At 65.0% G+C, this 25,049-nt stretch carries 23 protein-coding genes and 4 tRNA genes; 2 read left to right on the top strand and 25 right to left on the bottom strand.

Annotation, left to right across the window (positions count from 1 at the left end):
• Positions 1-275: 275 nt before the first annotated feature.
• The 4 genes from F467_RS0105210 to F467_RS0105195 all read right to left on the bottom strand — a co-directional run bounded on the left by F467_RS0105210 (position 276) and on the right by F467_RS0105195 (position 6,104).
• Entirely contained in the window at positions 276-926 is a 651-nt protein-coding gene (locus F467_RS0105210; protein WP_018138778.1) for a TorF family putative porin, read from the bottom strand.
• A gap of 83 nt (positions 927-1,009) precedes the next feature.
• Entirely contained in the window at positions 1,010-2,395 is a 1,386-nt protein-coding gene (gene mgtE, locus F467_RS0105205) for a magnesium transporter (RefSeq protein WP_018138779.1), read from the bottom strand.
• Positions 2,396-3,002: 607 nt separating this feature from the next.
• On the bottom strand, positions 3,003-4,574 hold the full coding sequence (locus F467_RS0105200) for a PAS domain-containing methyl-accepting chemotaxis protein (protein ID WP_018138780.1): 1,572 nt from the start codon (positions 4,572-4,574) through the stop codon (positions 3,003-3,005).
• 156 nt (positions 4,575-4,730) lie between these two features.
• Positions 4,731-6,104 carry an HDOD domain-containing protein gene (locus tag F467_RS0105195; protein WP_018138781.1) on the bottom strand — a complete coding sequence of 458 codons (1,374 nt, stop codon included), beginning with the start codon at positions 6,102-6,104 and terminating at the stop codon, positions 4,731-4,733.
• A 109-nt stretch (positions 6,105-6,213) separates the two neighbouring features.
• On the opposite strand from F467_RS0105195, the gene motA reads away from it, so the two are divergent.
• Both motA and motB read left to right on the top strand, forming a co-directional pair.
• Positions 6,214-7,065, top strand: a complete 852-nt coding sequence (gene motA, locus F467_RS0105190) for a flagellar motor stator protein MotA (protein WP_018138782.1) — start codon at positions 6,214-6,216, stop codon at positions 7,063-7,065.
• Between the two features lie 19 nt (positions 7,066-7,084).
• Positions 7,085-8,062 (top strand): flagellar motor protein MotB, encoded by a 978-nt coding sequence (gene motB, locus F467_RS0105185; RefSeq protein WP_018138783.1) that lies wholly within the window; start codon positions 7,085-7,087, stop codon positions 8,060-8,062.
• A 213-nt stretch (positions 8,063-8,275) separates the two neighbouring features.
• Here motB and F467_RS0105180 read toward each other — a convergent pair.
• From F467_RS0105180 to F467_RS0105080, 21 genes are all read right to left on the bottom strand, one after another.
• Positions 8,276-8,352, bottom strand: a tRNA-Asp gene (locus tag F467_RS0105180).
• 31 nt (positions 8,353-8,383) lie between these two features.
• A tRNA-Val gene (locus F467_RS0105175) sits at positions 8,384-8,459 on the bottom strand.
• 11 nt (positions 8,460-8,470) lie between these two features.
• Complete coding sequence (locus F467_RS0105170; RefSeq protein ID WP_012981989.1) at positions 8,471-8,743, bottom strand: HU family DNA-binding protein; 273 nt, start codon at positions 8,741-8,743, stop codon at positions 8,471-8,473.
• A gap of 249 nt (positions 8,744-8,992) precedes the next feature.
• Positions 8,993-11,458: an endopeptidase La gene (gene lon, locus F467_RS0105165; protein WP_018138784.1), complete on the bottom strand. Its 2,466-nt coding sequence runs from the start codon at positions 11,456-11,458 to the stop codon at positions 8,993-8,995.
• Between the two features lie 108 nt (positions 11,459-11,566).
• Positions 11,567-12,844 carry an ATP-dependent Clp protease ATP-binding subunit ClpX gene (clpX, locus tag F467_RS0105160; RefSeq protein WP_018138785.1) on the bottom strand — a complete coding sequence of 426 codons (1,278 nt, stop codon included), beginning with the start codon at positions 12,842-12,844 and terminating at the stop codon, positions 11,567-11,569.
• 116 nt (positions 12,845-12,960) lie between these two features.
• Positions 12,961-13,635, bottom strand: coding sequence for an ATP-dependent Clp endopeptidase proteolytic subunit ClpP (clpP, locus tag F467_RS0105155; RefSeq protein WP_018138786.1), 675 nt, complete (start codon positions 13,633-13,635; stop codon positions 12,961-12,963).
• Positions 13,632-14,939: a trigger factor gene (gene tig, locus F467_RS0105150; RefSeq protein ID WP_018138787.1), complete on the bottom strand. Its 1,308-nt coding sequence runs from the start codon at positions 14,937-14,939 to the stop codon at positions 13,632-13,634. The genes clpP and tig overlap by 4 nt, the downstream gene beginning before the upstream one ends.
• An 85-nt stretch (positions 14,940-15,024) precedes the next feature.
• Positions 15,025-15,111, bottom strand: a tRNA-Leu gene (locus F467_RS0105145).
• Between the two features lie 118 nt (positions 15,112-15,229).
• Positions 15,230-15,305, bottom strand: a tRNA-Lys gene (locus tag F467_RS0105140).
• 131 nt (positions 15,306-15,436) lie between these two features.
• Positions 15,437-16,708, bottom strand: a complete 1,272-nt coding sequence (locus F467_RS0105135) for a YeeE/YedE family protein (RefSeq protein WP_018138788.1) — start codon at positions 16,706-16,708, stop codon at positions 15,437-15,439.
• Between the two features lie 137 nt (positions 16,709-16,845).
• Positions 16,846-17,529 (bottom strand): 7-cyano-7-deazaguanine synthase QueC, encoded by a 684-nt coding sequence (gene queC, locus F467_RS0105130; RefSeq protein ID WP_038048905.1) that lies wholly within the window; start codon positions 17,527-17,529, stop codon positions 16,846-16,848.
• A gap of 3 nt (positions 17,530-17,532) precedes the next feature.
• Positions 17,533-18,231: a 7-carboxy-7-deazaguanine synthase QueE gene (gene queE / locus F467_RS0105125; protein WP_018138790.1), complete on the bottom strand. Its 699-nt coding sequence runs from the start codon at positions 18,229-18,231 to the stop codon at positions 17,533-17,535.
• Complete coding sequence (ybgF, locus tag F467_RS0105120; RefSeq protein ID WP_018138791.1) at positions 18,228-18,995, bottom strand: tol-pal system protein YbgF; 768 nt, start codon at positions 18,993-18,995, stop codon at positions 18,228-18,230. Before ybgF ends, queE begins: the two co-directional genes overlap by 4 nt.
• Before the next feature lie 78 nt (positions 18,996-19,073).
• Positions 19,074-19,640, bottom strand: coding sequence for a peptidoglycan-associated lipoprotein Pal (gene pal / locus F467_RS0105115; RefSeq protein ID WP_018138792.1), 567 nt, complete (start codon positions 19,638-19,640; stop codon positions 19,074-19,076).
• 39 nt (positions 19,641-19,679) lie between these two features.
• Positions 19,680-20,966, bottom strand: a complete 1,287-nt coding sequence (tolB, locus tag F467_RS0105110) for a Tol-Pal system beta propeller repeat protein TolB (protein WP_018138793.1) — start codon at positions 20,964-20,966, stop codon at positions 19,680-19,682.
• A 32-nt stretch (positions 20,967-20,998) separates the two neighbouring features.
• On the bottom strand, positions 20,999-21,988 hold the full coding sequence (gene tolA, locus F467_RS0105105) for a cell envelope integrity protein TolA (RefSeq protein ID WP_018138794.1): 990 nt from the start codon (positions 21,986-21,988) through the stop codon (positions 20,999-21,001).
• An 11-nt stretch (positions 21,989-21,999) separates the two neighbouring features.
• Complete coding sequence (tolR, locus tag F467_RS0105100; RefSeq protein WP_018138795.1) at positions 22,000-22,452, bottom strand: protein TolR; 453 nt, start codon at positions 22,450-22,452, stop codon at positions 22,000-22,002.
• A gap of 3 nt (positions 22,453-22,455) precedes the next feature.
• A complete protein-coding gene (tolQ, locus tag F467_RS0105095; RefSeq protein ID WP_018138796.1) occupies positions 22,456-23,130 on the bottom strand; it encodes a protein TolQ in 675 nt (224 codons plus the stop codon).
• A 40-nt stretch (positions 23,131-23,170) separates the two neighbouring features.
• Positions 23,171-23,623 carry a tol-pal system-associated acyl-CoA thioesterase gene (gene ybgC, locus F467_RS0105090; protein WP_018138797.1) on the bottom strand — a complete coding sequence of 151 codons (453 nt, stop codon included), beginning with the start codon at positions 23,621-23,623 and terminating at the stop codon, positions 23,171-23,173.
• A complete protein-coding gene (gene ruvB / locus F467_RS0105085; RefSeq protein WP_018138798.1) occupies positions 23,620-24,666 on the bottom strand; it encodes a Holliday junction branch migration DNA helicase RuvB in 1,047 nt (348 codons plus the stop codon). Before ruvB ends, ybgC begins: the two co-directional genes overlap by 4 nt.
• Before the next feature lie 81 nt (positions 24,667-24,747).
• Entirely contained in the window at positions 24,748-25,038 is a 291-nt protein-coding gene (locus tag F467_RS0105080) for an acylphosphatase (protein ID WP_018138799.1), read from the bottom strand.
• Positions 25,039-25,049: the final 11 nt, after the last annotated feature.

The following is a 25,049-nucleotide window of genomic DNA, read 5'->3' as shown; positions in this document are numbered from 1 at the left end:
GCGGTTCGCGCTCAGTTTGTGTACTTGCAGGCTCCGGGGCCCTGTCCCGGAGCTTCGGTTTTGGGAAACGGGTCTGCTCACCGCTGCCAGGCGGCTGGTTATCTGCCAGCCGTTCGGGCAGCAGGGAACGCTGCGCAATCTGAACGGCAGCTACGGGCCCGCCCTGGCAGTCACAACGCTCCTTTCCGGACTCGGATCCTGCAAAAGAAAACGGGCCGCCTCCCGGCTCGGAGTCCCGGAAGACGGCCCGCTGGTCAGTGTCCGGAGCGGACGCGTCAGAAGCTCAGAGTGTAGCCGGCCACGAAGAGGTCCTGAGCACCGCTCTCGTCGCGCGAGGCGTAGGTGAGCGAGAAGGTGCCGAAGTCGGTCGCGTGCGCCGCGCCCAGTTCCCAGAACTTCGCGCCGTTGTCATCGGCCGGATCGTCATAGCCGAGCCCGCCGAAGAGCTCGGTACGCGGGGCCACCTCGTGCCCGGCCCCGACGAACCAGACGCGGCTGCCCTCGGCATCGCGATCGTCGGCGTGCGCGACATACGCCACCTCGGCGAACAGCGGCCCCCAATCGGCGCCCAGGAACAGCTCACCCTCGTCTTCGTCATCCAGGCTGGAGTAATGGGAGTACTCGTAACCGAATTCGATGCCGATCGGGCCAGCGTCGAAGCCATAGCCGACGAACGGGACGATCTCGGTGCCACGGCCACTGCCCAGGCTGGAGGCCTGCACACCGGTGAACACGCCGGTGGGGAAGCCCAGCTCGAAGCCGCCCTGCACCACCGGGTCGTTGTCGGACTTGGAGGCACCGTCGTCGATGTAGTCGGTGAACACGCCGATGTTGAATTCGGCCTCGGCGGCCTGGGCCGCCGAGATGCCGAAGGCGAATACACTGGCTGCGGCCAGCACGCCGCGATGGAAGTTTCGATGGTTCATGTCAATTCCTCTTCTATCAAACGTTCGTTACGGGCGTGTTGCCGGATTCTGTCTCCGGCAACACGGTTCGGATTCCCCGGCATTCAGGCCGGCATGTGCGCACTCAGCAGCCAGGCGGCCATGCCGAAGTACACGGCCAGCCCGGTGAAATCCTTGATGGTCGTGATGAACGGGTCCGCGCCTGGCGCATGGTCCACACCGATCTTCAGCAGTACCCACGGAAGCAGGAAGCCCAGGATCGACGCGGTAAACACCGAGACAAACAGTGCCACGCCAACCACGATGCCCAGCTCCGGGATGCCGTTCGGCGCACCCTGCCAGAAGTGGGCGATGGTACCGGCGATGACGGCCATCACAACCCCCATGGCCAGGCCTACGCCCCCCTCTCGGACCAGATGCGCGCGGAAGAAGCGGCCCAGGTTGATATGCCCCAGGGCGAGCCCGCGGGCGAAGATCGTGGTCGACTGCGTGCCAACGTTGCCGCCCATGTCCATCACCAGCGGGATGAAGATGGCCAGCGCGACCACCGCCGCCAGGGTGTCCTCGAAGAAGTCGATCACCCCGCCTACGGCCAGACCACCCGCCAGCGTCACCATCAGGAAGGCCATGCGCACCTTGACCGCATAGCCGATCCCGCCGGAGGTCAGCTTCTCCGAGCGCACGACATCCTTCTGGTGCAGCAGGTCGCCGATCCCGGCCTTCTTGTAGAAGTCCTCCGAGGTGTCTTCCTCGAGCACGTCCATCGCGTCGTCGATGCGCAGCACCCCCACCAGCACGCCGTCGGCATCCACCACCGGCAGATACGGCAGATCCGTGCGCTGCAGCAGGCGGGCGGCCTCGACCTTGTCGCCGTCGGGCGTGGTGCAGAAGTCCTCCAGTTCGATCAGATCCCCAACCGTCTGGCCGGACTCCGCGCGGAACATCCGGCCCAGGCGCACCAGCCCCTTGTAGTGGTGGTCGCGATCGGTAATCAGCAGTGCGGCCCCGACATCGTCCGGCATATTGCGATCGTCGCGCAGGCGGGCGGTGACCTCGCTGACGGTCTCTTCCGGGGTCACCCAGAACACCGGGCGACGCATCACACGAGCCACGGTGTCCTCGTCCTGACGCCACAGGGCGCGCACCTTGTCGCGCTTGGCCCCGGGGAGGGCATCCAGGAGTTCGTCCGCCAGGGACTTGCCCACCAGCGTCAGAGACCGCGCCAGGGTGTAGGCCGGCAGGCTCTGGACCAGCTCGCGGGCCTCCGGCTCGGGCATGTGCTCGAACAGGATCGCCTGCTCTTCGTCATCCATCGCCAGGAAGATGGCGCGACGTTCGTTGGTATCCACGCCCTCCAGGATCACCCAGCGCGAACGCGGGTCCAGCTCGGACAGGCGGTTGGCGGTAATGGCCGGGACCGGATGGATCACCTCGTCGCGGGCAGCACCCACGTCACCGGCATGAATCATTTCCAGAATCTTGTCGTTCATTGCAATGCTCCTTGTGCTTAAAAAATAAAAAACGCACGCGGGGCATTACAAAAGACAAAAGAATCCCGTGACCGCTGGTGGCGGTCTCTTACAAAACCCCCATCAGCGAGACGAACACACTTTTACTTTTCTCACTGCCCCGCAGTGATGTTCCGGGTCTAGACCCGGGGTCGTCGTCTTCAGGCGCTGGCATGGCGGCCTCCTGCTGGTTATTCATGGATACAGTCCAATCCGTTACGCGCACGGCAACGTGCGCATCGGCCCGGAATCCGGGCAGAGGCGGAATATCATCGAATGGCATGGGGCAGCGCGCCACGCGCAAGGGCGGGCGCAATACGGGCTGAGGGGCTGGGGGGGCACCCGCGAGGGGCGCAAGGGGAAAGGCTTTCTGCCACCCCCCGGAGTCACGCATATCGCTGACACCGGGGGACACCACCGCACTACCGGGTGGCGGGACCCCGCTGGCAACGATATGCATGCTCGTACCGGCTACCGGCCCGACGCTCATGCATCCATCGACAACAGTCCATTGACAGACCTCTGCTACTCAAGATGGGCGCGATTGTAGTGACGACCATTCACTTTCGCAACCCCGAAAATAAAATTCTTATACGGCCTTTTGTTCAAAACGCTGGATCAGCGCCTTGAGTTCGGCGGCCTCGGCCAGCATGCGCGCGCTGGCGTCGCGCGCATGTGCGGAGACCGAACCGGTTTCGCTGGCGACATCGCGGATGGAGGTCACGTTGCGGTTGATCTCCTCGGAGACCGCGCTTTGTTCCTCGACCGCCGTGGCGATCTGGGTGTTCATCTCGGTGATCTGGGCGACGGCCTCGCGGATGGTAGTCAACGAATCCCCCGCCGCACGGGCCTTTTCAACCCCGTCGGCCGCCTGTTCCTGGCTGGCGCGCATGGCGGACATCGCCTCGCGGGCACCGTTTTGCAGGCTCTCGATCATGTTGCGGATGGTCACCGTGGACTCGTCGGTGCGCTGCGACAGTGAGCGCACCTCGTCGGCCACCACCGCAAAGCCGCGGCCGTGCTCGCCCGCGCGCGCGGCCTCGATCGCGGCGTTCAGCGCCAGCAGGTTGGTCTGTTCGGCAATCTCGCGGATCACACCCAGGATCTTGTCGATCTCCTCGGTGCTCGCCTCCAGCTTGCCCAGCTTCTCGGCAGTCGATTCGACCTCGGCCGCCATGCGGTTGATCACGGCAACCGTGTCGTTCACGACCTCCTGCCCGGCCCCGGTCTCCTGCTCGGCGTGGTTCGCGGCCTCGGCCGCGCGCGCGGAATTGCCGGCCATCTCCTGGATAGTCGAGCTCATCTCGTTCATCGCAGTGGCGACCTGGTCGATCTCGTTTTGCTGGCGCTCCACGCCCGAGGCCGTCTGATCGACGCTGCTGGCCATCGCCTGCGCGTCACCGGCCACCGCATCGGCCTTGTCCTCGATACGGCCCAGCACCGTGCGCAGCTTCGCCTCGTTGAAATGCTGGATCAACTCCAGCGACGCGCTGTCGTCGCGACGCCCGGTATAGATCGCCTCCATCACGGGGTTGTCGAACTGTTCGCGGGCGCGGTTAACCGCCTGCCGGATACCCGAGGTCAACGCCAGCGACACCACCCCACCGGCGACGAAGACCAGCGCCAGCAGGCCGGCCAGGACCAGTGGCGGGGGTGCCAGGGACACAGCGGCCAGCGCCAGCAGAAAGCCCGCGATCCACGTCCCCGCAAGACGGCAGGTGAGGCTGTGATACCAGCGCCGCGCAAAACTCCGGCCCCGGTTGAGCGCGGCATAAACCTGCTCCGCGCGGGCGACATGCTCGCGCTCCGGGATGGCCCGCACCGACTCGTAACCGGTCTTGCGGCCGTGCTCGTAGGCAGGTGTTACAAAGGCATCCACCCAGTAGTGGTCACCGTCCTTGCGCCGGTTTTTGACGATACCCATCCACGGGTGGTCCGCCTTCAGGGTCTCCCACATGTTCGCGTAGGCGGCCTCCGGCATGTCCGGGTGGCGCACGATGTTGTGCGGCGAATGCTCCAGCTCTTCACAGTCGAAACCACTGACCGTCACGAAGTCATCGTTGGCATAGCGGATCCGGCCCTTCTCGTCGGTGGCCGAGATCAGGTCTCCGTGGGCCTCCAGGGAATACTCGGTCTGAGTAACGGGAAGGTTCTTGCGCATAAGGGACGATGTCCTATTGTTCCAGTGTCAGGGTGGGGCCGAAGCGGCAGACACATGGCCTCGCCTTCATGCGCGACCATATATGCACCACCCGATATAACGGCCGGGGCCGTCGTAGCTTGAGGCACGGGCCGGCCTCTCGTGTACGAGAAAAGACTAACCGCCGCTCGAAGCTGCCTGCACCACGCGGCAAAAACCCTTGAACGCGCGGTCGTCGAGGGCATGTTGGCGGCTGCGGCGATCGGCATACACCAGACCGACCACCTGCCCCTGGTCCCGCACCGGCGCATAAAAGGCATCGACCCCTCCTGTCAGGGCCTGGACCGCCTCCGGCAGCGCCACGCCCGGGTAGTGGCGCCCCCACCAGGTCGGCATGTCATCCTCCAGCACGGCCTCCAGCGGGCCCAGGGCCGAACGATGGATCACGAAGTGACTAAATTCCGGCTCGTGCAGGGTCCCGACCATGTGCTCGGCTCGCAGTGATTCGCCATCACGCGCAAGCCGGGCGAACACCACCCGGTTCAGTCCCAGCCCGAACTGCATCACGCGCAATATGCGCCGCAGCCGCGACACGCGGTTGGTGTCCTGTTGTAGTCGCGCCAGCCCCTCCTCCAGCACATCCGCACGTGGGCAAAGCGCGAGCCGCGTGCGGTGGCGCGCGCCGAGCCAGACCGACCCGGGTGTCGCGGGATTCAGGGGCTCGATGTGATACAGGTCGACGTCTTCATTGAAGCGATCGATGATCTCCGACAGCCGGTCCGCGACGACCTTCTCGTTGACTCCGGTCAGGCCGGCCAACAGGCGCAGATCGCGATCGCCCCGCACCGTGTCCATCCCGCGCATGATCTGCCAGGCCACCGCACTGGCGACCATGACCTCAAAGGCGCGCGGATGCGCGGCGTTGACCGCGCGCTGAGTCCCCACGACCAGTTCGGGCAGCTCCATCGCCTCGGTCATCGCACGCGACAGGTCGTCGGTCGCGTAGCCCAGCGCGGTATAGCTGGCCTCGTCGGGAAGGGCGTTGAGCTCCAGCATGGCAAGCAGGCGGCCCAGGCGTGGCTCACCAGCCACCAGGAGACCGAGCAGGCCCAGCTGATTCAGCAGGGCGGCCAGACCGACTTCCGCCGGCTCGGAGTCGCGTCGACGCTGGGCCACGTCGGCCGCGATCATCGCCGCCAGCCGCGACTGGGCCGCCACCTGCCGATATCGCTGCGGTTCACGCACGACCTCACCAACCGGCGGGGCCGTGCGGACTTCATCGCAGACGTTCTGCAGACCGAGCATGGCGATGGCATCGGGCACCGAATGCACCTCCTGGCGCATACCGCGGCGCGAGCCGTTCGCCCGCAGGACCAGACGCAGTGCAAGGCCGGGGTCGCGCTCCGCCCACTGGCCCAAATCCCGCAAGGAGCGCTGCACCAGCGCGTCCGGCTGGGAAAAGGCGACTGCACTGGCTTCCAGAATCGGCCAGTCGAGTCCAGCCAGGCGACGTGCCTGGTCGCTATAGGGCGCGCCCTCATCCTTGGCCATGCTGTACCTCGCGCGGGGGAGTCGTTATCGTTATGGCCGTCACTATATCAACAGCGAAAGCGTGACCGGCGTCACTTTCGCCCATCGACCAGCTCGGGGTTCCCGTTTCGTGAAGTATTTTCTTGGCATCGTCGTCGTATTCTCGTCGGTCTTCGGGGGGTACTACTTTCATGGCGGCGACCTTCGGGTCATGTGGCAGCCATACGAATACTGGATCATCGGGGGTGCAGCGCTGGGCGCATTCCTGATCGCCAACCCGCCTCGAGTCGTCATCACCGTCTTCAAGTCCATCCCCAGCCTGATGAAGGGTAGCAAGTACAAGTCGGACGACTACCTCGACCTGCTCGCACTGATGTACAAGCTCTTCACCAAGGCCCGCAAGGAAGGGCTGATGGGGGTGGAGAATGACATCGAGGAGCCGGAGAACAGCGAGATCTTTCAGGCCCACCCGCGGATCCTGCAGGATCACCACGCGATGGAGTTCATCACCGATTACATGCGCCTGATCATCTCCGGCAGCATGAACCCGCATGAACTCGATGCCCTGATGGATCTGGACCTCGAGACCCATCACGAGGAATCCCACAAGCCCGCCCACGCCGTGCACCGCGTTGCGGAGGCCCTGCCCGGCTTCGGGATCGTCGCCGCGGTGCTGGGGATCGTAATGACCATGGGCAGGCTCGACGGCTCGATCGAGGAGATCGGCTCGAGCGTGGCGGCCGCGCTGGTCGGCTCATTCCTCGGGATCCTGCTGGCTTACGGCTTTGCCGGACCGACCTCGACGGCGCTCGAGACCCGCGCCCAGGAAGAAGCCAAGTTCCTGCAGTGCATCAAGGCCTGCATCCTGGCCAATGTCCAGGGCTACAGCCCGCAGGTCGCCGTCGAGTTTGGCCGCAAGACCATGGAAGGCGCCATGCGCCCGAGCTTTACCGAGCTCGAGGAGCACGTGAAGGGGGCCTGACCGCCTCCGGATCAGCCACATGGGCGTCGAGGACAAGACCCAGCCGATCATCGTCAAAAAGAAGGTGGTCAAGGGCGGCCACCACGGTGGCGCGTGGAAGATCGCGTTTGCCGACTTCACCCTCGCGATGATGGGTTTCTTCCTGGTGTTATGGCTGCTCGTGGCGCTGGACGACGAACAACGCGCCGGCATATCCGAGTACTTCCAGAACCCTTCCGCATTCGTCGGCGAGGCCGCCGCGCCCGGCCAGGCACCGGGCGATGGGACCGGGGTCGATCCATCGCTGATCGACTTCGAGGGCATGCCCGAGCTGATCCAGGACCCCGAGGCCATGGAGGCACCCATGGGCCTGGATGGAGAGGCGTTGGACGAGCTGGCCGAAGCCCGCGACCGCGAGGCCCTGGAGGCACTTCAGGAAGCCTTGGAGGAGGCCCTGGGCCAGAGCCAGGCCCTGGAGCCCTACAAGGACCAGTTGCTGCTGGATATCACTCCCGAGGGACTGCGCATCCAGATCATCGACCGCGAGAATCGCCCGATGTTCGACACCGCCAGCTCCACTCCTCTTCCGCACGCCGACGCGATCCTGCGCGAGCTCGCAAGCCTGATCAACCAGGTGCCGAATCGCATCTCGATCACCGGCCACACCGATGCCCGCCCCTTGCTGCGTCCGGACTATTCCAACTGGGAGCTTTCGACCGACCGCGCCAATGCCGCACGCCGTGCGCTGATTGCGGGCGGGGCCGAATCGGGACAGGTCGCGCGGGTCGTGGGCCTGGCCGACAGCGTACCGTTCACCCGCGACGACCCGGAGGCGGCCATCAACCGACGCATCTCCATCATCGTGCTCAACCAGGAGGCCGAAGAAGCGATGCGCAAGAGCCTTGAGGGCGAGACCTACGCACCAGAATCCACCCCCTCCCCTGAGAGCGAGAACGGCCCGGGCACACCGATCGATCCCCAAGCGCCCATCGACGAAACTAGCCCAAGCGACACCTGAGCGCTACGGCTCCCTCTCGCGCGCGCCCCAAGGTGCGCTCGCAGCAACAGCGCCGACCGCGTACCGAGCTCAAGCCAGGCCGTATGCGCCGCGGCAGCCCCTCTTTCCTGTGCACCAAAAGACAAAGGGTCGCTTCTCGGGAACGGGTGGGGGAGCGCCTTGGGCTGTACGACAGGCAAAGAAAAAGGCGCCCGAAGGCGCCTTTCTCAGATATGGCGGAGCGGACGGGACTCGAACCCGCGACCCCCGGCGTGACAGGCCGGTATTCTAACCAACTGAACTACCGCTCCAAATTTTCTTCATGCAGCCAGTCAGGCTGCATGGTGGGTGCTGACGGGTTCGAACCGCCGACATTCGCCTTGTAAGGGCGACGCTCTACCAACTGAGCTAAGCACCCGATAAAGCGCACTAGTTTACGCGATCCTTGAGCGCTTTACCAGCCTTGAAAGAAGGCGTTTTGGAGGCAGCGATCTGGATGGACTGGCCAGTACGCGGGTTACGGCCGGTGCGGGCTTCGCGCTCGCGGACGAGGAAGGTGCCAAAGCCCACCAGGGAGACCTGGTCGCCCTTGGCCAGAGTATCGCCCACCACGGTCACCATGGCGTCCAGCATGCGGCCGGCCTGGGCCTTCGGGACATCGGCTTCTGCGGCGATCGCGTCGATCAGTTCGGATTTATTCATGAAGCGCTTCCTTATCTCAGTGGTGACTCAGGCTTACGGCCCGATGAAGGCCAAGCTTACACCAGCGCGGGGAGGGTTCTCCATCCTGTCGCGGGCTTGCCCAGCCGGGAATCAAATAATGCGATTGGGGTTATATCAAGGGGCTCGAAAAAGTGTCAAACAAGCGTTACACAACCCCTGCGGTTCACTGTACGCCACGGCGCAAAAAAACCGCGGCCGAAGCCGCGGTTTTGATTGCAAATCCGTTGCTTAGTGGTGCCGGACCCGGCGTCGGCCCGATTCCTTGGCCGGCTTCACGGCCTCCTCGACCTTGGCCGGTGTCTCGCCGCCCTTGGCCTCCGGCAGGTGCGTGAGCGCCACCTCGAACACCTCGTCGATCCAGCGTACCGGGCGGATATCGAGCTTGTTCTTGATGTTCTTCGGGATGTCCACCAGGTCCTTTTCGTTCTCCTCGGGGATCAGCACCGTGCGGATCCCGCCACGATGGGCCGCCAGCAGCTTCTCCTTGAGCCCGCCAATCGGCAGCACCTGACCCCGCAGGGTGATCTCGCCGGTCATCGCCACGTCGGCACGTACCGGGATGCCGGTCAGCGCCGAGACGATGGCCGTGCACATCGCGATACCGGCCGAGGGGCCGTCCTTGGGCGTGGCGCCCTCGGGGACATGGATGTGCAGGTCTTTCTTCTCGTGGAAGTTCTCCTCGACCCCCAGGGACTCGGCACGCGAGCGCACGACGGTCAGGGCCGCATGGATCGACTCCTGCATCACGTCGCCGAGCTTGCCGGTCTGCTGGGTCTTGCCCTTGCCCGGGACGACCGTCGCCTCGATGGTCAACAGTTCGCCACCGACCTCGGTCCACGCCAGGCCAGTCACCTGGCCGATCTGATCGTTCTCCTCGGCCAGGCCGAAGCGGAAGCGCCGCACACCCAGGTACTTGTCCAGGGTCTTCGGGGTGACCGACGTGGTGCGGTCACGCTCCTTGCCCTTGGCCAGGAGACGCTGCTTGACCACCTTGCGGCAGATCTTGGCGATCTCGCGCTCCAGGGCGCGCACACCCGCCTCGCGGGTGTAGTAGCGCACGACGTCGCGCACCGCGGCATCGGAGATATTGATCTCGTCCGGCTTCAGGCCGTTGGTCTTGATCTGCTTCGGTACCAGGTAGGTATGGGCGATGTTGACCTTCTCGTCCTCGGTGTAGCCGGACAGGCGGATGACCTCCATACGATCCAGCAGCGGACCGGGGATGTTCATCGAATTGGCCGTGGCCACGAACATCACGTCGGAGAGGTCGTAATCGACCTCCAGGTAGTGGTCGCTGAAGGTATGGTTCTGCTCCGGGTCCAGGACCTCGAGCATCGCCGAGGCCGGATCGCCGCGGAAATCCATCGCCATCTTGTCGATCTCGTCGAGCAAAAACAGCGGGTTGCGCACCCCGACCTTGGACAGGTTCTGGACAATCTTGCCCGGGAGCGAGCCGATATAGGTCCGGCGGTGACCGCGGATCTCGGCTTCGTCACGGACACCGCCAAGGGCCATGCGCGAGAACTTGCGGTTGGTTGCGCGCGCGATGGACTGACCCAGCGAGGTTTTGCCGACCCCCGGGGGACCGACCAGGCAGAGGATCGGGCCCTTCAGCTTGCGCACACGCGACTGCACGGCGAGGTATTCAAGGATGCGCTCCTTGACCTCTTCCAGGCCGTAGTGGTCCTCGTTGAGGATCTTCTCGGCACGGGCCAAGTCCTTGCTGACCCGGGTCTTCTTCTTCCACGGGACATTGACCAGCCAGTCGATGTAGCTGCGCACGACGGTGGCCTCGGCCGACATCGGCGACATCATCTTCAGCTTGTTCAGCTCGGCGGTGGCCTTCTTCTTGGCCTCCGCCGGCATGCCGGCCTGCTCGATCTTCTCGGCCAGGTCTTCCTGCTCGTTTGGCGCATCCTCGAGATCGCCCAGCTCCTTCTGAATGGCCTTCATCTGCTCATTCAGGTAGTACTCGCGCTGGGACTTCTCCATCTGCTGCTTCACGCGGCCGCGGATCTTCTTCTCGATCTGCAGCACGTCCATCTCGCCCTCGATCTTGGCGACCAGGTGCTCGAGACGCGCACGCACGTTGGCGATCTCGAGGACCTGCTGCTTCTCCTCGAGCTTCAGCGACATGTGCGCGGCAATGGTGTCAGCCAGACGCGAGGTATCGTCGATCCCGGCCAGCGAGGTCAGGATCTCCGGCGGGACCTTCTTGTTCAGCTTGATGTACTGCTCGAACTGATTGAGCGCGGAGCGGCCGAGGACCTCGAGTTCCTTCTCCTCGGTGTCGTACTCCTCCTCGATCATGCGGATATCGGCGGTGAAGTAGTCCTCTTCCTTCTCGGCATTGCCGGTCGTGGAGACGTCCATCACGCGCGCGCGCTGGGCGCCCTCGACCAGCACCTTGATCGTGCCATCGGGCAGGCGCAGCAATTGCAGGATGTTGCCGAGGGTACCGATCTCGTGCAGATCGCCGGCCTCGGGCTCGTCCACCTCGGCGCTCTTCTGCGCCACCAGCAGGACCTGCTTGTTCTGGGCCATGGCGGAATCCAGCGCGCGGATCGACTTCTCGCGACCCACAAACAGCGGGATGACCATGTGCGGATACACCACGACATCGCGCAGCGGCAGGACCGCGACGCGCTTCACGGGGGAATCCACCTCGTTCTGGGAGGAGTGTTGGTCGGTCATGTGGCCCCCTCAGGGCTTGACGAATGTACGGGAGAGATGGGGGCGCCCTGACCGTTTTTCAAGCCGGGGCCAGCCCCATGCCCGCCCCCTGTGCATGACCGCGAAGTTTCAGGAATCCGCAGCGGCCTGCTTGGAGAACGATGCGTTCTCGTAGATGAGGTAGGGCTCGGCGTCTCCGCGGATCACGGCTTCGTCGATCACCACCTTGCTGACGCCCTCCATCGAGGGCAGCTCGTACATGGTGTCGAGCAGGATGTTCTCCATGATGGTGCGCAGGCCCCGGGCGCCGGTCTTGCGCTCCATCGCCTTGTGGGCGATCGCGGCCAGGGCATCGTCCCGGAACTCGAGCTCCACGCCTTCCATATCGAACAGACGGGCGTATTGCTTGACCAGCGCGTTCTTCGGCTGGGTCAGGATGGTGATCAGCGCGTCCTCGTCCAGCTCGTCCAGCGTCGCCTGCACCGGCAGACGACCGACGAACTCGGGGATCAGGCCATAGCGCACCAGGTCGTCGGCCTCCAGCTGTTTCAGCCACTGGCCGCCGCTCTTGCTCTCGTCCTTGGAGCTGACCTCGGCAGAGAAACCGATACCACCCTTCTCCGCGCGCTGCTGGATGATTTTCTCCAGGCCGGAGAAGGCACCGCCGCAGATGAACAGGATGTTGCGGGTATCGACCTGCAGGAACTCCTGCTGTGGATGCTTGCGCCCGCCCTGCGGCGGCACGGAGGCCGTGGTGCCCTCGATCAGCTTCAGCAGGGCCTGCTGCACACCCTCGCCCGAGACATCGCGGGTGATCGAGGGATTGTCCGATTTGCGCGAGACCTTGTCGATCTCGTCGATGTAGACGATGCCGTTTTCGGCCTTCTCCACATCGTAGTCGCACTTCTGCAGCAGCTTCTGGATGATGTTCTCGACGTCCTCGCCCACGTAACCGGCCTCGGTCAGCGTGGTCGCGTCGGCGATGGTGAACGGGACGTTGAGCACCCGCGCCAGCGTCTCGGCCAGCAGCGTCTTGCCGGAACCGGTCGGGCCGATCAGCATGATGTTGGACTTGGACAACTCGACGTCGTCCTTGCCGGCTCGGGCCTCGAGGCGCTTGTAGTGGTTGTACACCGCGACCGAGAGGATCTTCTTCGCGGAGTTCTGCCCGATCACGTAGTCGTCGAGGATCTCGCGGATCTCGCGCGGCTTGGGCAGCGAATCGCGCTCGGTATGCCCCGCCTCCTGCATCTCCTCGCGAATGATGTCGTTGCAAAGCTCGACACACTCGTCGCAGATAAACACGGAGGGACCCGCGATCAGCTTGCGCACTTCGTGCTGACTCTTCCCGCAGAAAGAGCAGTACAGAAGCTTGCCGTCGGCGGAGGGGGTCTTGTCGTCGCTCATCCGTATGCCTCGGTTGCGCTATCAGGGTTTCTCAGAACATGCCCCGTTTGCAGCCACGTTGCAAACGGACCGGGCGCGAGTCCGGTATATCCCGCTCGCACCCAGCCTGGCTTCGATCAGGACTTGTCCTTCTTGCCGGCTTCCTTGTCGCCGGTGTCCGGCGCGCCGCGGCTGGAGAGGACGTTGTCCACCAGGCCGTAGTCCTTAGCCTCCACTGCGGTCATGAAACGGTCACGATCCGTGTCCTGCTCCACCTGCTCCACGGTCTGCCCGGTGTGGTGAGCGAGTACGCGGTTGAGCTCCTCGCGGATCTTCAGTATCTCGCGGGCGTGGATGTCGATATCCGATGCCTGCCCCTGGAACCCGCCCAGCGGCTGGTGGATCATGACCCGCGAGTGCGGCAGGGAGTAACGCTTGCCCGGGGCACCACCGGCCAACAGCACCGCGCCCATGCTCGCGGCCTGGCCGACACACAGGGTGCTCACCTGGGGCTTGATGAACTGCATGGTGTCGTAGATCGCCATGCCCGCGGTCACGGCCCCGCCCGGGGAGTTGATGTACAGGCTGATCTCCTTGTCCGGGTTTTCCGATTCGAGGAACAGCAGCTGGGCCACGATCACGTTGGCCATGTAGTCCTCGACCGGACCCACACAGAAGATGACCCGGTCCTTCAGCAACCGGGAGTAGATGTCATAGGCGCGCTCGCCGCGGGCGGTCTGCTCGACCACCATCGGGACCAGATTCAGCCCCTGGGCATGCTGCGCCCCCTGACCGGCCATGTCGTGGCTCATTCAGTCGACTCCTTATTCGGATTCATGACGTCCTGGAAGCTGGTCTTTTTCTCGGTGACCTTGGCCTGATCGACGATCCAGTCGACCACCTGGTCCTCGAGCACCAGCGACTCCAGGTTGCTCTTCGCCTGCGGGTTGGAGCGGTAGTACTGCTTGACCTCTTCCGGGTCCTCGTAGGTGGCCGCCATGTCTTCCAGGTCACGCTCGACCCGCTCCGCGTCCACCTCGAACCCCTTCTGGTCGATGATGGCGCGCAGGGACAGACCCAGGCGCACGCGGCGCTTGGCCTCCTCCTCGAACAGACTGTCGGGGAGCGGCTGGGTCTGCTGGGCACCGCCGAAGCGCTTCTCGGCCTCCTCGCGCAGGCGATTGATCTCGGACTTCACCAGGGCATCCGGCAGGTCGAACCCATGGCGCTCGATAATCAGCTCCATGACCTGATTCTTGACCTTGCCCTTCAGCGCCTGGTTCAACTCGCGCTCCATATTGGACCGCACGTCGGCGCAAAGTTTCTCGACCGAGCCGTCTTCGATGCCGAATTTCTTCGCGAACTCTTCGTCCACCTCAGGCAGCTTGGGCCCCTCGACCTTCTTGATGGTCAGGGCGAACTGCGCGGTCTTGCCCTTCAGGTTCTCGGCCGGGTAGTCATCGGGGAAGGTGACGTCGATGGTCGGCTCTTCGCCGGTCTTCACGCCCTTGAGCTGCTTCTCGAAGTCTTCGATCAGACGGCCGGCACCCACTTCCACCTGGAAGTCTTCGGCCTTACCACCCTCGAACTCCTCGCCATCGATGCTGCCGACGAAGTCCAGCGTGATGCGATCGCCCTTCTTCGCCTTGCGCTTGACCTCCGCCCATTCCTTGTTCTGCTCGCGCAGGGAGTCGATCACGCGATCGATGTCCTCGTCGCCAATCTCGGCCACCGGGCGTTCGATCTCGGCATCGGAGAAATCGGCCACCTCGACCTCGGGAAAGACCTGAAAGCTCGCAACGAACTCGATCGGCTGCCCGCTTTCCACACTCTGCGGCTCGATACTCGGGTTCCCCGCAGGCTCCAGCCCTTCCTGCTGCACGGCCTCGCGGTAACTCTCCTGCAGGACTTCGCTCAGCACCTCCTGATAGACCCCGGCGCCGTAACGCTGGCGCACGACCTTCAGCGGGACCTTGCCCGGGCGAAAGCCGTCGAGCCGGACGCGCTTGGCCAGCGATTTCAGACGGTTGTCGACTTCGGTCTCGACGCGCTCGGGGGGGACCTGGATGGTCATCTTGCGTTCCAGGTTGCCGGTGGCTTCAACGGAAACTTGCATGAAGGGCCTCGCAATAGTTCAAAAATCGGTCATCCCTGCCGACCGCAGCACTCGCCGGCTGCCTGCCTGGGCGTTCACGGGACATTGGTGCGAAAGGAGAGACTCGAACTCTCACGGGTTTTACCCCACTGGGACCTAAACCCAGCGCGTCTACCAGTTCCGCCACTTTCGCGTGTGCATTCAATGGTTCGATAAAGGCGCGCATTCTAGCCTGTTCGCGCCCCATAAACACAAAAAGCCCGCGTAGGCGGGCCCTTGTGCCGGCCGCGCTCGCACGCGCCCGGGAATAATGGTGGGTCGTGTAGGATTCGAACCTACGACCAATTGGTTAAAAGCCAACTGCTCTACCAACTGAGCTAACGACCCATGTCTGAGGCCCGCATGGCACCCCCGCAGGGGTCCGCCGGCCTTGTCATTACGCGGCAGCACCTGAATCACCGCGCCGCGTAGTTTACGGCCCGCCGGGGAAAACGCAAGGCTCCCCCGGCGGCCGGCGATCAGATGGCCTCGAGCTTGCGCATGCCACCCGGCAGCAGCTTCATGTCCACCAGCGAGGTGACCAGGGCCTTGCCGAAGGTCGCCTCGTCTTCATAGACCATCTTGTAGTACTGGATCTTCATGGTCAGCGCGGACCCGAACACGATGAACGCAAAGGTAAAGAAGCCACCCAGCGCCAGCGTGGAAATCCCGGTGACCGCCTGACCGATGGTGCAACCCAGCGCCAGGATGCCGCCGACACCCATCAGGATGCCGCCGATGAAGTGGTTCACGAAGTCACGGAAGGACGAGAACCACTCGATTCGGAAGCTGCGCGACACCAGAGCCCAGAAGAACGAACCCAGGATCACGCCGGCCAGCGCCAGCACACCGAAGTACAGCATGGTGCGGTCAAAGCCGCTGGACACGTAGCCCACGCTCTGGCCCATCGGGTTGATAAAGGTAAACGACTGGTTGGCCCAGGGACCGGACAGCGCCGGACGCTCGCCATCGTCGTCATCGGCGACGAAATCCCATTCCTGTATGTATTCCTGGGCGCTGTACACGCCGCCCATGCCGTCGTCGATCTGGATGTTGCTGGTCAGCCACCAGGCCCCGATCACCACCAGGCCGATCACCAGACCGCCCAGGATGTTGTCGAAACTCTTGCGGAAATCCGCGGCCTTGAAGATCAGGGCCAGCAGCAGCACACCGATCACCAGACCCATCACCAGGCGGGCGCCCAGGGCGTTCTCGCCAGCGATAATGGAGCCAAGATCCTGGCCGCCTTCCATCTGGATGGACACCGCGTCCATCCAGCCAAACAGCAGCTGGAACAGCGTCTGGCCGGTGCCGAAGACAGTGGCGCGGCTGGTCAGCCAGAAGGCGATCACACCGATGATGATCATCACCATCACCGACTTGATGTTGCCGCCACCCACACGCACCAGCGTCTTGTTACCGCAGCCGGACGCATAGGTCATGCCGATGCCGAACAGGAAGCCACCCAGGACGTGCCCGAGCCAGTTGAAGTTTTCGCCGCGGTAGGGAGGGAAGGAACCCTCGGCGCTCAGCACCCCGAAGAATTCGAGCGCCGCCACACCCAGCATCGCCACGGCAATCGCCAGCAGCCAGGAGCGCATGCGCCCGGTATCACCCATGTTCACCCAGTCGGAGACGGCTCCCATGGTGCAGAAGTTGGTCTTGTTCGCGACCGCACCCATGATGAAGGCGAGGACGAACGTGCCGCCCAGGAACATCATTGCGGCGGTTGAAAAGCTGGAGAATTCCATCAACGTATCCTCTCACTGATCGGTTGTCGGGCACGCCTGCACCCATGGGGTGCGCAGCATACATCGGACGCAAGACGAGATCGACCCCCAATTCATTCCGGACCCGGGGCTGTCTGACGAGGGCGAACCGTCCGCCGTCAGGCCGTCCGGTAGAGAGTCGGGTCGGGGACACCAGCGGCCGCAAAACCCTCGCGACGGATACGGCAGCTGTCGCATCGCCCGCAGGCCCGGCCCTCGGGGTCGGCCTGATAGCAGCTCACCGTCTGGGCGTAATCGACCCCCAGGCGCGCGCCGGCACGGATGATCTCGGCCTTGCTCATGTGCATCAAGGGTGCACGCACCTCCCAGCGTACGCCCTCCACCCCGGCACGGGTAGCGACCTGCGCAAGGTCGCGGAAGGCGTCGATAAAGGCCGGGCGACAATCCGGGTACCCGGAGTAGTCGACCGCATTCGCACCGACATAGAGCAGCCGGGCATCAAGCGTTTCGGCCAGCCCCAGCGCCAGAGACAGGAACACCGTATTACGGGCGGGCACATAGGTCACCGGGATGCCTTCGCTCGACTCGGTGGGGACCGCGATCGCGTCATCGGTGAGCGCGGAGCCGCCGATCGCGGTCAGGTCGACCCGGACCACTCGGTGGTCCTGCACGCCCTGGGCGGCAGCCACGCGGCGCGCCGCGTCGAGCTCGGTACGGTGTCGCTGGCCATAGTCGATCGACAGGGCATGACAGTCGAGCCCGTCGGCCAGCGCCATTGCCAGGCAGGTTGCAGAATCCAGCCCGCCCGAGAGCAACACCACCGCCTTTTCCGGTTGCGACATCGACTAACGACCTGGTTGATCGCCCCACAGGAGCTTGTGGAGCTGAAGCTGAAACCGCACGGGCAGCCGTTCGGCCACGATCCAGTCGGCCAGCTCGCGCGGGGCGAGCTCGCCGAATACCGGCGAGAACAGGACCTCGACCTCGGGCGCAAGATCCAGGCGCCCGAGTTCCGCGCGGGCCCAATCGAAATCCGCTCGGTTCGCGAGTACGAACTTCAGCTGATCGCCGGCAGCAAGGTGAGGGATATTGGCCTCCAGGTTGCGGTCCTGCTCGTCGGAGCCCGGCGCCTTCCAGTCCATCACGACCGTGACGCGCGAATCGAGCCCGCCGATGTCGAGGGCGCCGCTGGTTTCCAACGACACCCGATAGCCTGCATCACACAGCCGCGCCAGCAGGTCGCGACAACCGGGCTGGGCCAGTGGCTCCCCACCCGTGACACAGACATGACGGACGCCCGTCTGACCGACCCACGCGAGGATCGAGTCCAGCGCGCGTGCCTCGCCACCCTCGAAGGCGTAAGCACTGTCGCACCAGCGGCAACGCAGCGGGCACCCGGTCAGCCGCACAAATGCGGTGGGCCAGCCGGAATCCGCCGCCTCGCCCTGCAGCGAAACGAACATCTCGGTGATACGGACCTGGGTCGGGCCATGCGAATCGCCCGTGGTCGGTGCGCGCCGGGCACGCACGGGGATCTCGGTCATTGCCCGTCGAGCCGCCGCAACCGCTCGCGTGCCAGGCGGTCCAGCGTCGTGCCGCCGTAATCGGCGCGCACCGCCTCCAGCGCCTCGCGGGCCTCGTCCTCGTTGCCCAGCTCGTAATGCGCATAGCCGATCTTGAGCAGGGCATCCCCGGACTTGTCGCTCTCCGGGTACTGCTCGCGCAAATGCTCGAAATCCTCTAGGGCCGCCTCGAAGTCGCCACTGGCATACTTGGCCTCGGCCAGCCAGTACCAGGCATTGGCGGAATAGTCGCTGTCGGGATAGCTCTCGATGAAGCGTTCAAGGCCGCTCATCGCGGCGTTGTAGTCACCCGCCATCAACTGCTCGAAGGCCTCCTGGTAGGCCGCCTGCTCGTCCGCCTCGGGAAGGTCGAACTCAATGACCTCGTCCGCCGGGGCAGCGGTATCCGCGGGCGCGGCCGCGCCGGTCTCGAACGTGGCCACACGCTCGTCCAGGTTACGGAACTGATCGCGCTGACGGGCGTTCAGACGCTCCAGCTCGTGGCGCAGCGTCTCCACTTCGCCCCGCAGCTCGCGCATCTCCCGGTTCATGGTTTCCGCACCCCGCAGGAGTTCCTGCATGGCGCTGGAGTCCAGCGTCCGCTCGATGCGGTCCAGCCTCCGCGAGAGGTCGCGGATCTGCGACTGGGTCGCGAACACGTCGTCCTGGGCGACGGCTTCGCTGGCAAGCGGGCCCCACGACCCCATCGCCAGGACCAACACCCCGGCGGCGACCGCCACACCCACCCGTGGAAAGAGAAATGCCCCCGGGGGGGCATTTCGGTTACTGCTACCTGTCAAACGCCGCATGGCGCCTCCCGTCGTCTAGCGCCGGGATTCGTAGACCAATTCGACCCGGCGATTCTTGGCCCAGGCCTCCTCGTTCTGCTCAAAGGCGACCGGCATTTCTTCACCATAACTGATGACCTCGATCTGGTCATCCGAGGCCCCGTTCAGGGTCAGGATACGGCGCACCGACTGTGCGCGGCGCTCGCCCAGCCCCAGGTTGTACTCGCGAGTACCTCGCTCGTCGGTATGGCCCTCCAGCCGCAGGCGGGCCCCGGAGTTCTGCGACAGATAGGCCGCATGCGCCTCGAGCATATCCATGTACTGCGACTGCACCTCGTCACGGTCGAACTCGAAATAGACCAGGCGCTCGGCCAGCGGGCTGTCCGGATCATCCAGCGCATCGGCATCGAACTGCCGATCGCGGCCCAGCGCGCGGGCCTCGGCCTCGCGGGCCTCGGCTTCGGCGCGTTCGCGCTCCGCTTGCTCGGCCGCAGCCCGCTCGGCCTCGCGTTCGGCATCCTCGGCATCACGCGTCGGCGTCGCACACGCCGACAGCGCCCCAATCACCATGGCCACAAAAAACCAGCGAAAGATCGTGCTCATCACGTCATTATCCTCGAAAAGCGGTTGTTATTAGGAAGATCAATTCAAGGGTGACCAGGCCGGCTCACGGACCTCGCCCTCCCTGGCAGCGAGACGCTGATGGACCTGCCCATCCTGGCTCACCGAGCCCAGCACGCCACGCCCGCCATCTGTCATCGCATAGATAATCATGCTGCCATTCGGGGCAAAGCTTGGCGATTCCGCATCCCGCCCATCCGTGAGGCGGGTCACACGGCGGTCGTTCAAATCGAGACGGGCCAGTTGAAATCCGCCATCACCACCGTGCACGTAGACCAGATAACGCCCATCCGGGGACACCGTCGCCGCGGCCGCATAGCCGCTCTCGAATGTCAGACGCCGGGGGCTGCCCCCCTCTCGCGGCAGCGCATAGATCTGCGGCGCACCTGCGCGGTCGGACGTAAAGTAGAGGGTTTCGCCATCGGGCGACCAGACCGGCTCGGTCTCGATCGAGCTGGTCTGGGTCATCTGGCGCATCTCGCCCGTCTCCAGCTCCATCAGGTAGATATTCGGCGCCCCATCGCGTGACAGGCTCAGCGCGAGATAGCGGCCATCGGGCGACCAGGCGGGCGCGCTGTTGATACCCGTGAAGCTGGCCACCCGTTCCCGACTGCCGGTCTCGACATTCTGGCGATAGACCTCGGAACGGCGGTTCTCGAACGAGACGTACACCAGTTCGCGTCCATCCGGCGACCAGTCCGGCGACATGATCGGCTTCGCGGAACGAAACAGGGTGCGCGGATTGGCCCCGTCGGAATCGGCGACCTCAAGGGCAAAGCGGCGCTCGTCGCCGTTACGCTCCACGCTCACGAACGCGATGCGCGCACTGAATGCCCCCGGGTCACCCGTGATCTGTTCGTAGATGATGTCCGAGATACGATGCGCCCCGCGCCGGAGCATGTCGCCGGGCACCGGAATGCGCCAGCCGCCCAGGCGTTCCTCGGACAGCACATCGAATACGTGAAACTCCACGAGGACGTCATCGCCATCGCGGCGCTGATTGCCCACGACCAGGTACTCGACCCCGGTGTCGGCCCAGGGCTCGGCAAGAAAGTCGGCCGGTCCGGACGGGGCCGAAGGCAGATCATCCTGTTCGACATTGAACAGCCCGCTGCGGGCCAGGTTGGCCGCGACGATCTGGGAGATGTCCTCGTCGAGCTCACCCTCCCCCTCGTAGGTAAACGGCGCAACGGCCACCGGTATCGCCCCGGTGACCCCCTCGGTGACCGTGACTTCCAGTACGGCCTGTGCCTGCGCTGCCCACATCAGCAGCATGGCCGGCAGCATCCAGTGAATCAGTCGTCGCATGAGCTCCTCGTCAAGCGGGCGTGGCCCGCGAATCAGTCCGGTTCAAATCGGATCCGCACCCCGCCCCGCACCGCGCTCGCATCCGGCGGGCGTGGCAGCGAACTCAGACGGTCCATGGTCTGGCGCACGGAGTCGCAGAACCGGCTGTCGCCGGAACAGCTTTCGATATCGAAGTCGATGATACGCCCGGTCTCGTTTACGCGCACGAGAACAATGGCACGGTCCGAGGAGTCAATATCCGACGGCTGACGCCAGCGCCGCTGGACCACCGACTGCACCTGGGCACGCCACTCATCCACTTCGCGATCCATCTGCGCCTGGCGCTCGGCGGCCTCGCGCCGTTCGCGCGCCTCCGCCAGGCGCTCCTGCTCGCGCTCCATTGCCTCGCGGCGGCGCTGCTCCTCCAGTTCGCGCTCCTGCTCGGCCCGGCGCTCGGCCTCTTCCTGCTCGCGGCGCTCCTGCTCTTCGCGGGCCTGGCGTTCGGCCTCTTCACGCTCGCGCCGCTCCGCCTCTTCGCGCTCGCGAGCCTCCTCGGCCTCCTGTCGTTCACGCTCCGCCGCCTCGCGTTCGGCACGGATCCGTTCACGCTCGGCCTCGGCCTCTTCCTGTGCGCGCTGACGCTCCTCTTCGGCCTCTCGGCGTGCCTGCTCGGCTTCCTCGATCGCCTGCTGCCGCGCCCGTTCTTCCTCTTCCTGGCGGCGTTGCTCTTCGGCCTGTCGGCGCTCTTCCTCGCGGCGGGCCTCTTCTTCGGCGCGCCGTTGCTCCTCTTCCTCGCGCAGCTGCTCGGCGACTTCTTCCTGGCGAGCGACCTCGCGTTGGTGCTCGACCTGATCGAACGCCTCGGCATCCACGGCCACCGCGTCGATCACCTCAATATCCTCCTGCACCGAGATCTCCACCGCGGCCTGCGATGAGGTGGGGGATATCAGGCTGATATTGAACATCAACGCCGCAAACAGCGCCCCGTGCAACAGGAGCACGAGGAGGAAGCTGACAGGGTGGCGGCGGACAAGCTCGAACACGGCAGCGTGCGTCAGTCGCCGGTTTCGCGCGGCGGCTCGGTGATTAGCCCGACACGCCCGCCGCCCGCGCGCTGCAGGGCGATCATAGCGTCGATCACACGCCCGTAGTCCACATTACGGTCGCCACGCACGAAGGTCTGGGTGCCCGGATGCTCCGCCAGGAACTCGCGCACGATCTCGGTCATCTCCTGAGGCGCCAGCGGCTCATCGATGATTGGCCCCTGGTTCAGGCTCATGGCCCCACTGGCGTCCACGGTCACCACCAGCGGCTCGGCCGCCTGTTCGTCCCGGTCCAGGGCCTCGGCGTCCGCCTCCGGCAGGTCGACTTCCACACCCTGCTGCAGCATGGGCGCGGTGATCATGAAGATGATCAAAAGCACCAGCATCACGTCGATAAACGGCACGACGTTGATCTGGGACATGGGCCGCCGCAGGCGGCGACTGTTGCGGCGCTGCTCGGACATGGGTCAGGCCGTGGCCTCGGAGGCCGTATCCGTGGACTTGGCGTGAACCTGCCGGTTGAGCAGAGCCACGAACTCGTCATTGAAGTTCTCCAGGCGCACGGCCACGCGGTCGACATCCCCCGCAAAGCGGTTGTAGGCGATCACGGCCGGGATCGCGGCAAACAGACCCAGCGCGGTCGCGATCAGGGCCTCGGCGATCCCGGGAGCGACCATCGCCAGGGTCGCCTGCTGCACCCCAGACAGCCCCAGGAAGGCATGCATGATGCCCCAGACCGTGCCGAACAGGCCGATATACGGGCTGGTTGACCCCACCGTGGCGAGGAACTGCAGATAACGCTCCATCTCGTCAATCTCGCGCGCGATCGCCACACGCATGGCACGCTGGGCGGGCTCACCGGCCGGGATGCCATGCTGGCGCGCACGCAGAAATTCCTTGAACCCAGAGGAGAAGACGTGCTCCATGCCCGTCATTTCCTGCTTGCGCCGCACCCCTTCGTAGAGATGGGACAGGTCGGCCCCCGACCAGAAGCGCTCCTCGAAATCGTCGCAGGCGCGGTGCGCCGCATTCAGGGACCTGGCCTTGACGACGATCGCCAACCAGGAGAGTACGGAGGCGAGCACCAGAATCACCATCACCAGCTGGACCACCAGGGTCGCCTCCATCACCAGCTGGTACATTGAAAAGTCGACTGCCACTTGTCCGTCTCCCGTTACAGCGTTACTTGGTTCCGGCTACGCGGTCAGCCGGCCCATGATCATGATGTCGGCGCAGGGCCTCCAGTACCGGACCGGGGATCGCGGCGGGCGCCTGGCGCGCCACCTCGACGCAGGCAATCCCCACCTCGCCGCTGGCCAGGGTCTCGCCGTCGCGCTCCACACCCTGATGGAACTCCAGGCTCGCCCGGCGCAACGAGTGCAGCCGGCAGGTCACCGTCAGGGCATCGTTGAAGCGCGCCGGGCGCCGCATATCCAGACAGCAGCGGCGCACCGCAAAAACGATCCCGTATTCCTCGCGCAATGCATCCTGCTCGAACCCCAGCGCGCGCAACCACTCGGTGCGCGCGCGCTCCATGAACTTGAGGTAGTTCGCGTGGTAGACCACGCCGCCGGCGTCAGTGTCTTCGTAATAGACTCGCACCGGCCAGTCGAACGGGGCGTCGCCTTCCGTCACGGACGGCCTCCGCCCTGGCTGTCGACCGGCGCCAGCAGGTCGGGTTCCACCGACCCGGTCAGGCCGAACATCGCCAGCGTCCGCCGCGTGGCCTGACGCCCGCGCGGGGTTCGCTGCAGGTACCCCTGCTGGATCAGAAACGGCTCGACCACATCCTCCAGGGTACCGCGATCCTCGTTCAGCGCCGTCGCCAGGCTTTCCACGCCGACCGGCCCGCCGTCGAATTTCTCGACCAGCACCTCCAGCAACCGGCGGTCCTGGGCATCCAGGCCCGAGGCATCGATCGCCAGCAGGTCCAGCGCCTGACCCGCGACCTCGGCGGTAATCACGCCGGAGGCACGGACCTCGGCATAGTCGCGAACCCGCCGCAGCAGGCGATTCGCCAGGCGCGGCGTGCCCCGCCCGCGGCGCGCGATCTCCGCCGCCCCTTCAGGCTCGATCCCGACACCCAGCAATCCGGCGGCGCGCCCGACAATATGGGCGAGGTCTGTGACAGTGTAATGATCGAGTCGCTGAACGATGCCGAACCGGTCACGCAACGGCGCCGAAAGCAGGCCCGCGCGCGTAGTCGCGCCCACTAGTGTGAACGGGGGCAAGTCCACCTTGATCGAGCGCGCCGCCGGTCCCTCGCCAATCACGATGTCGAGCTGACCGTCTTCCAGCGCCGGATACAGGATCTCCTCGACCACGGTCGGCAGGCGGTGGATCTCGTCAACGAACAGGACGTCCTGGGGCTCCAGCGCGGTCAGGATCGCGGCCAGGTCGCCAGCGCGCTCCAGTACCGGGCCCGAGGTCTGGCGCAGCCCCACCCCGAGTTCGTTCGCCACGATATGGGCCAGGGTCGTCTTGCCCAGCCCCGGGGGGCCGGCCACCAGCGTATGGTCCAGGGCCTCCCCGCGCCCGCGCGCCGCCTCGATAAACAGGCCCAGTTGTTCAACCACCCGGGGCTGTCCGGTGTAGTCGTCCAGCCGCTTGGGACGCAGGCTGACCTCCACCCGCGTGTCCTCCGACTGACTCTGCATATCGACCAGGCGTGATTCCATGACCCCGCAGTATGCATCCGTCGCGATGGCGTTTATAGACCCCCGTACAACTTTAAAGGAAGCGTCTCAAAAGCTCCCGATTCAACCCGTATCAAAGCCTGCGGGCAACGGCTCCGGCGGGCTCACAACCTCCCTATCCAGTTCCTCCACGTGCGCCATGCGCGGTCCCTCCCAAAGCCATGCCTCCAGCCGCTCCAGGGCATCCGGGTCGCCGACCGCCAGCACCTCCACGCGGCCGTCCGGCAGGTTGCGCGCATACCCCGTCAGCCCGAGCGCGTGCGCCTGTTCCCGGGTCGAGGCGCGAAAGAACACGCCCTGCACACGCCCCCTGACATGCCAGCGGCGGGCATGGGTATCATGGGCCTTTGCCATCGATGACCTCC

The organism is Thioalkalivibrio sp. ALJ12 (assembly GCF_000378305.1).
Lineage (GTDB): Bacteria > Pseudomonadota > Gammaproteobacteria > Ectothiorhodospirales > Ectothiorhodospiraceae > Thioalkalivibrio.
Note: the sequence above shows the minus strand (reverse complement) of the source record. Positions and strands in the feature narration are given on the sequence as shown.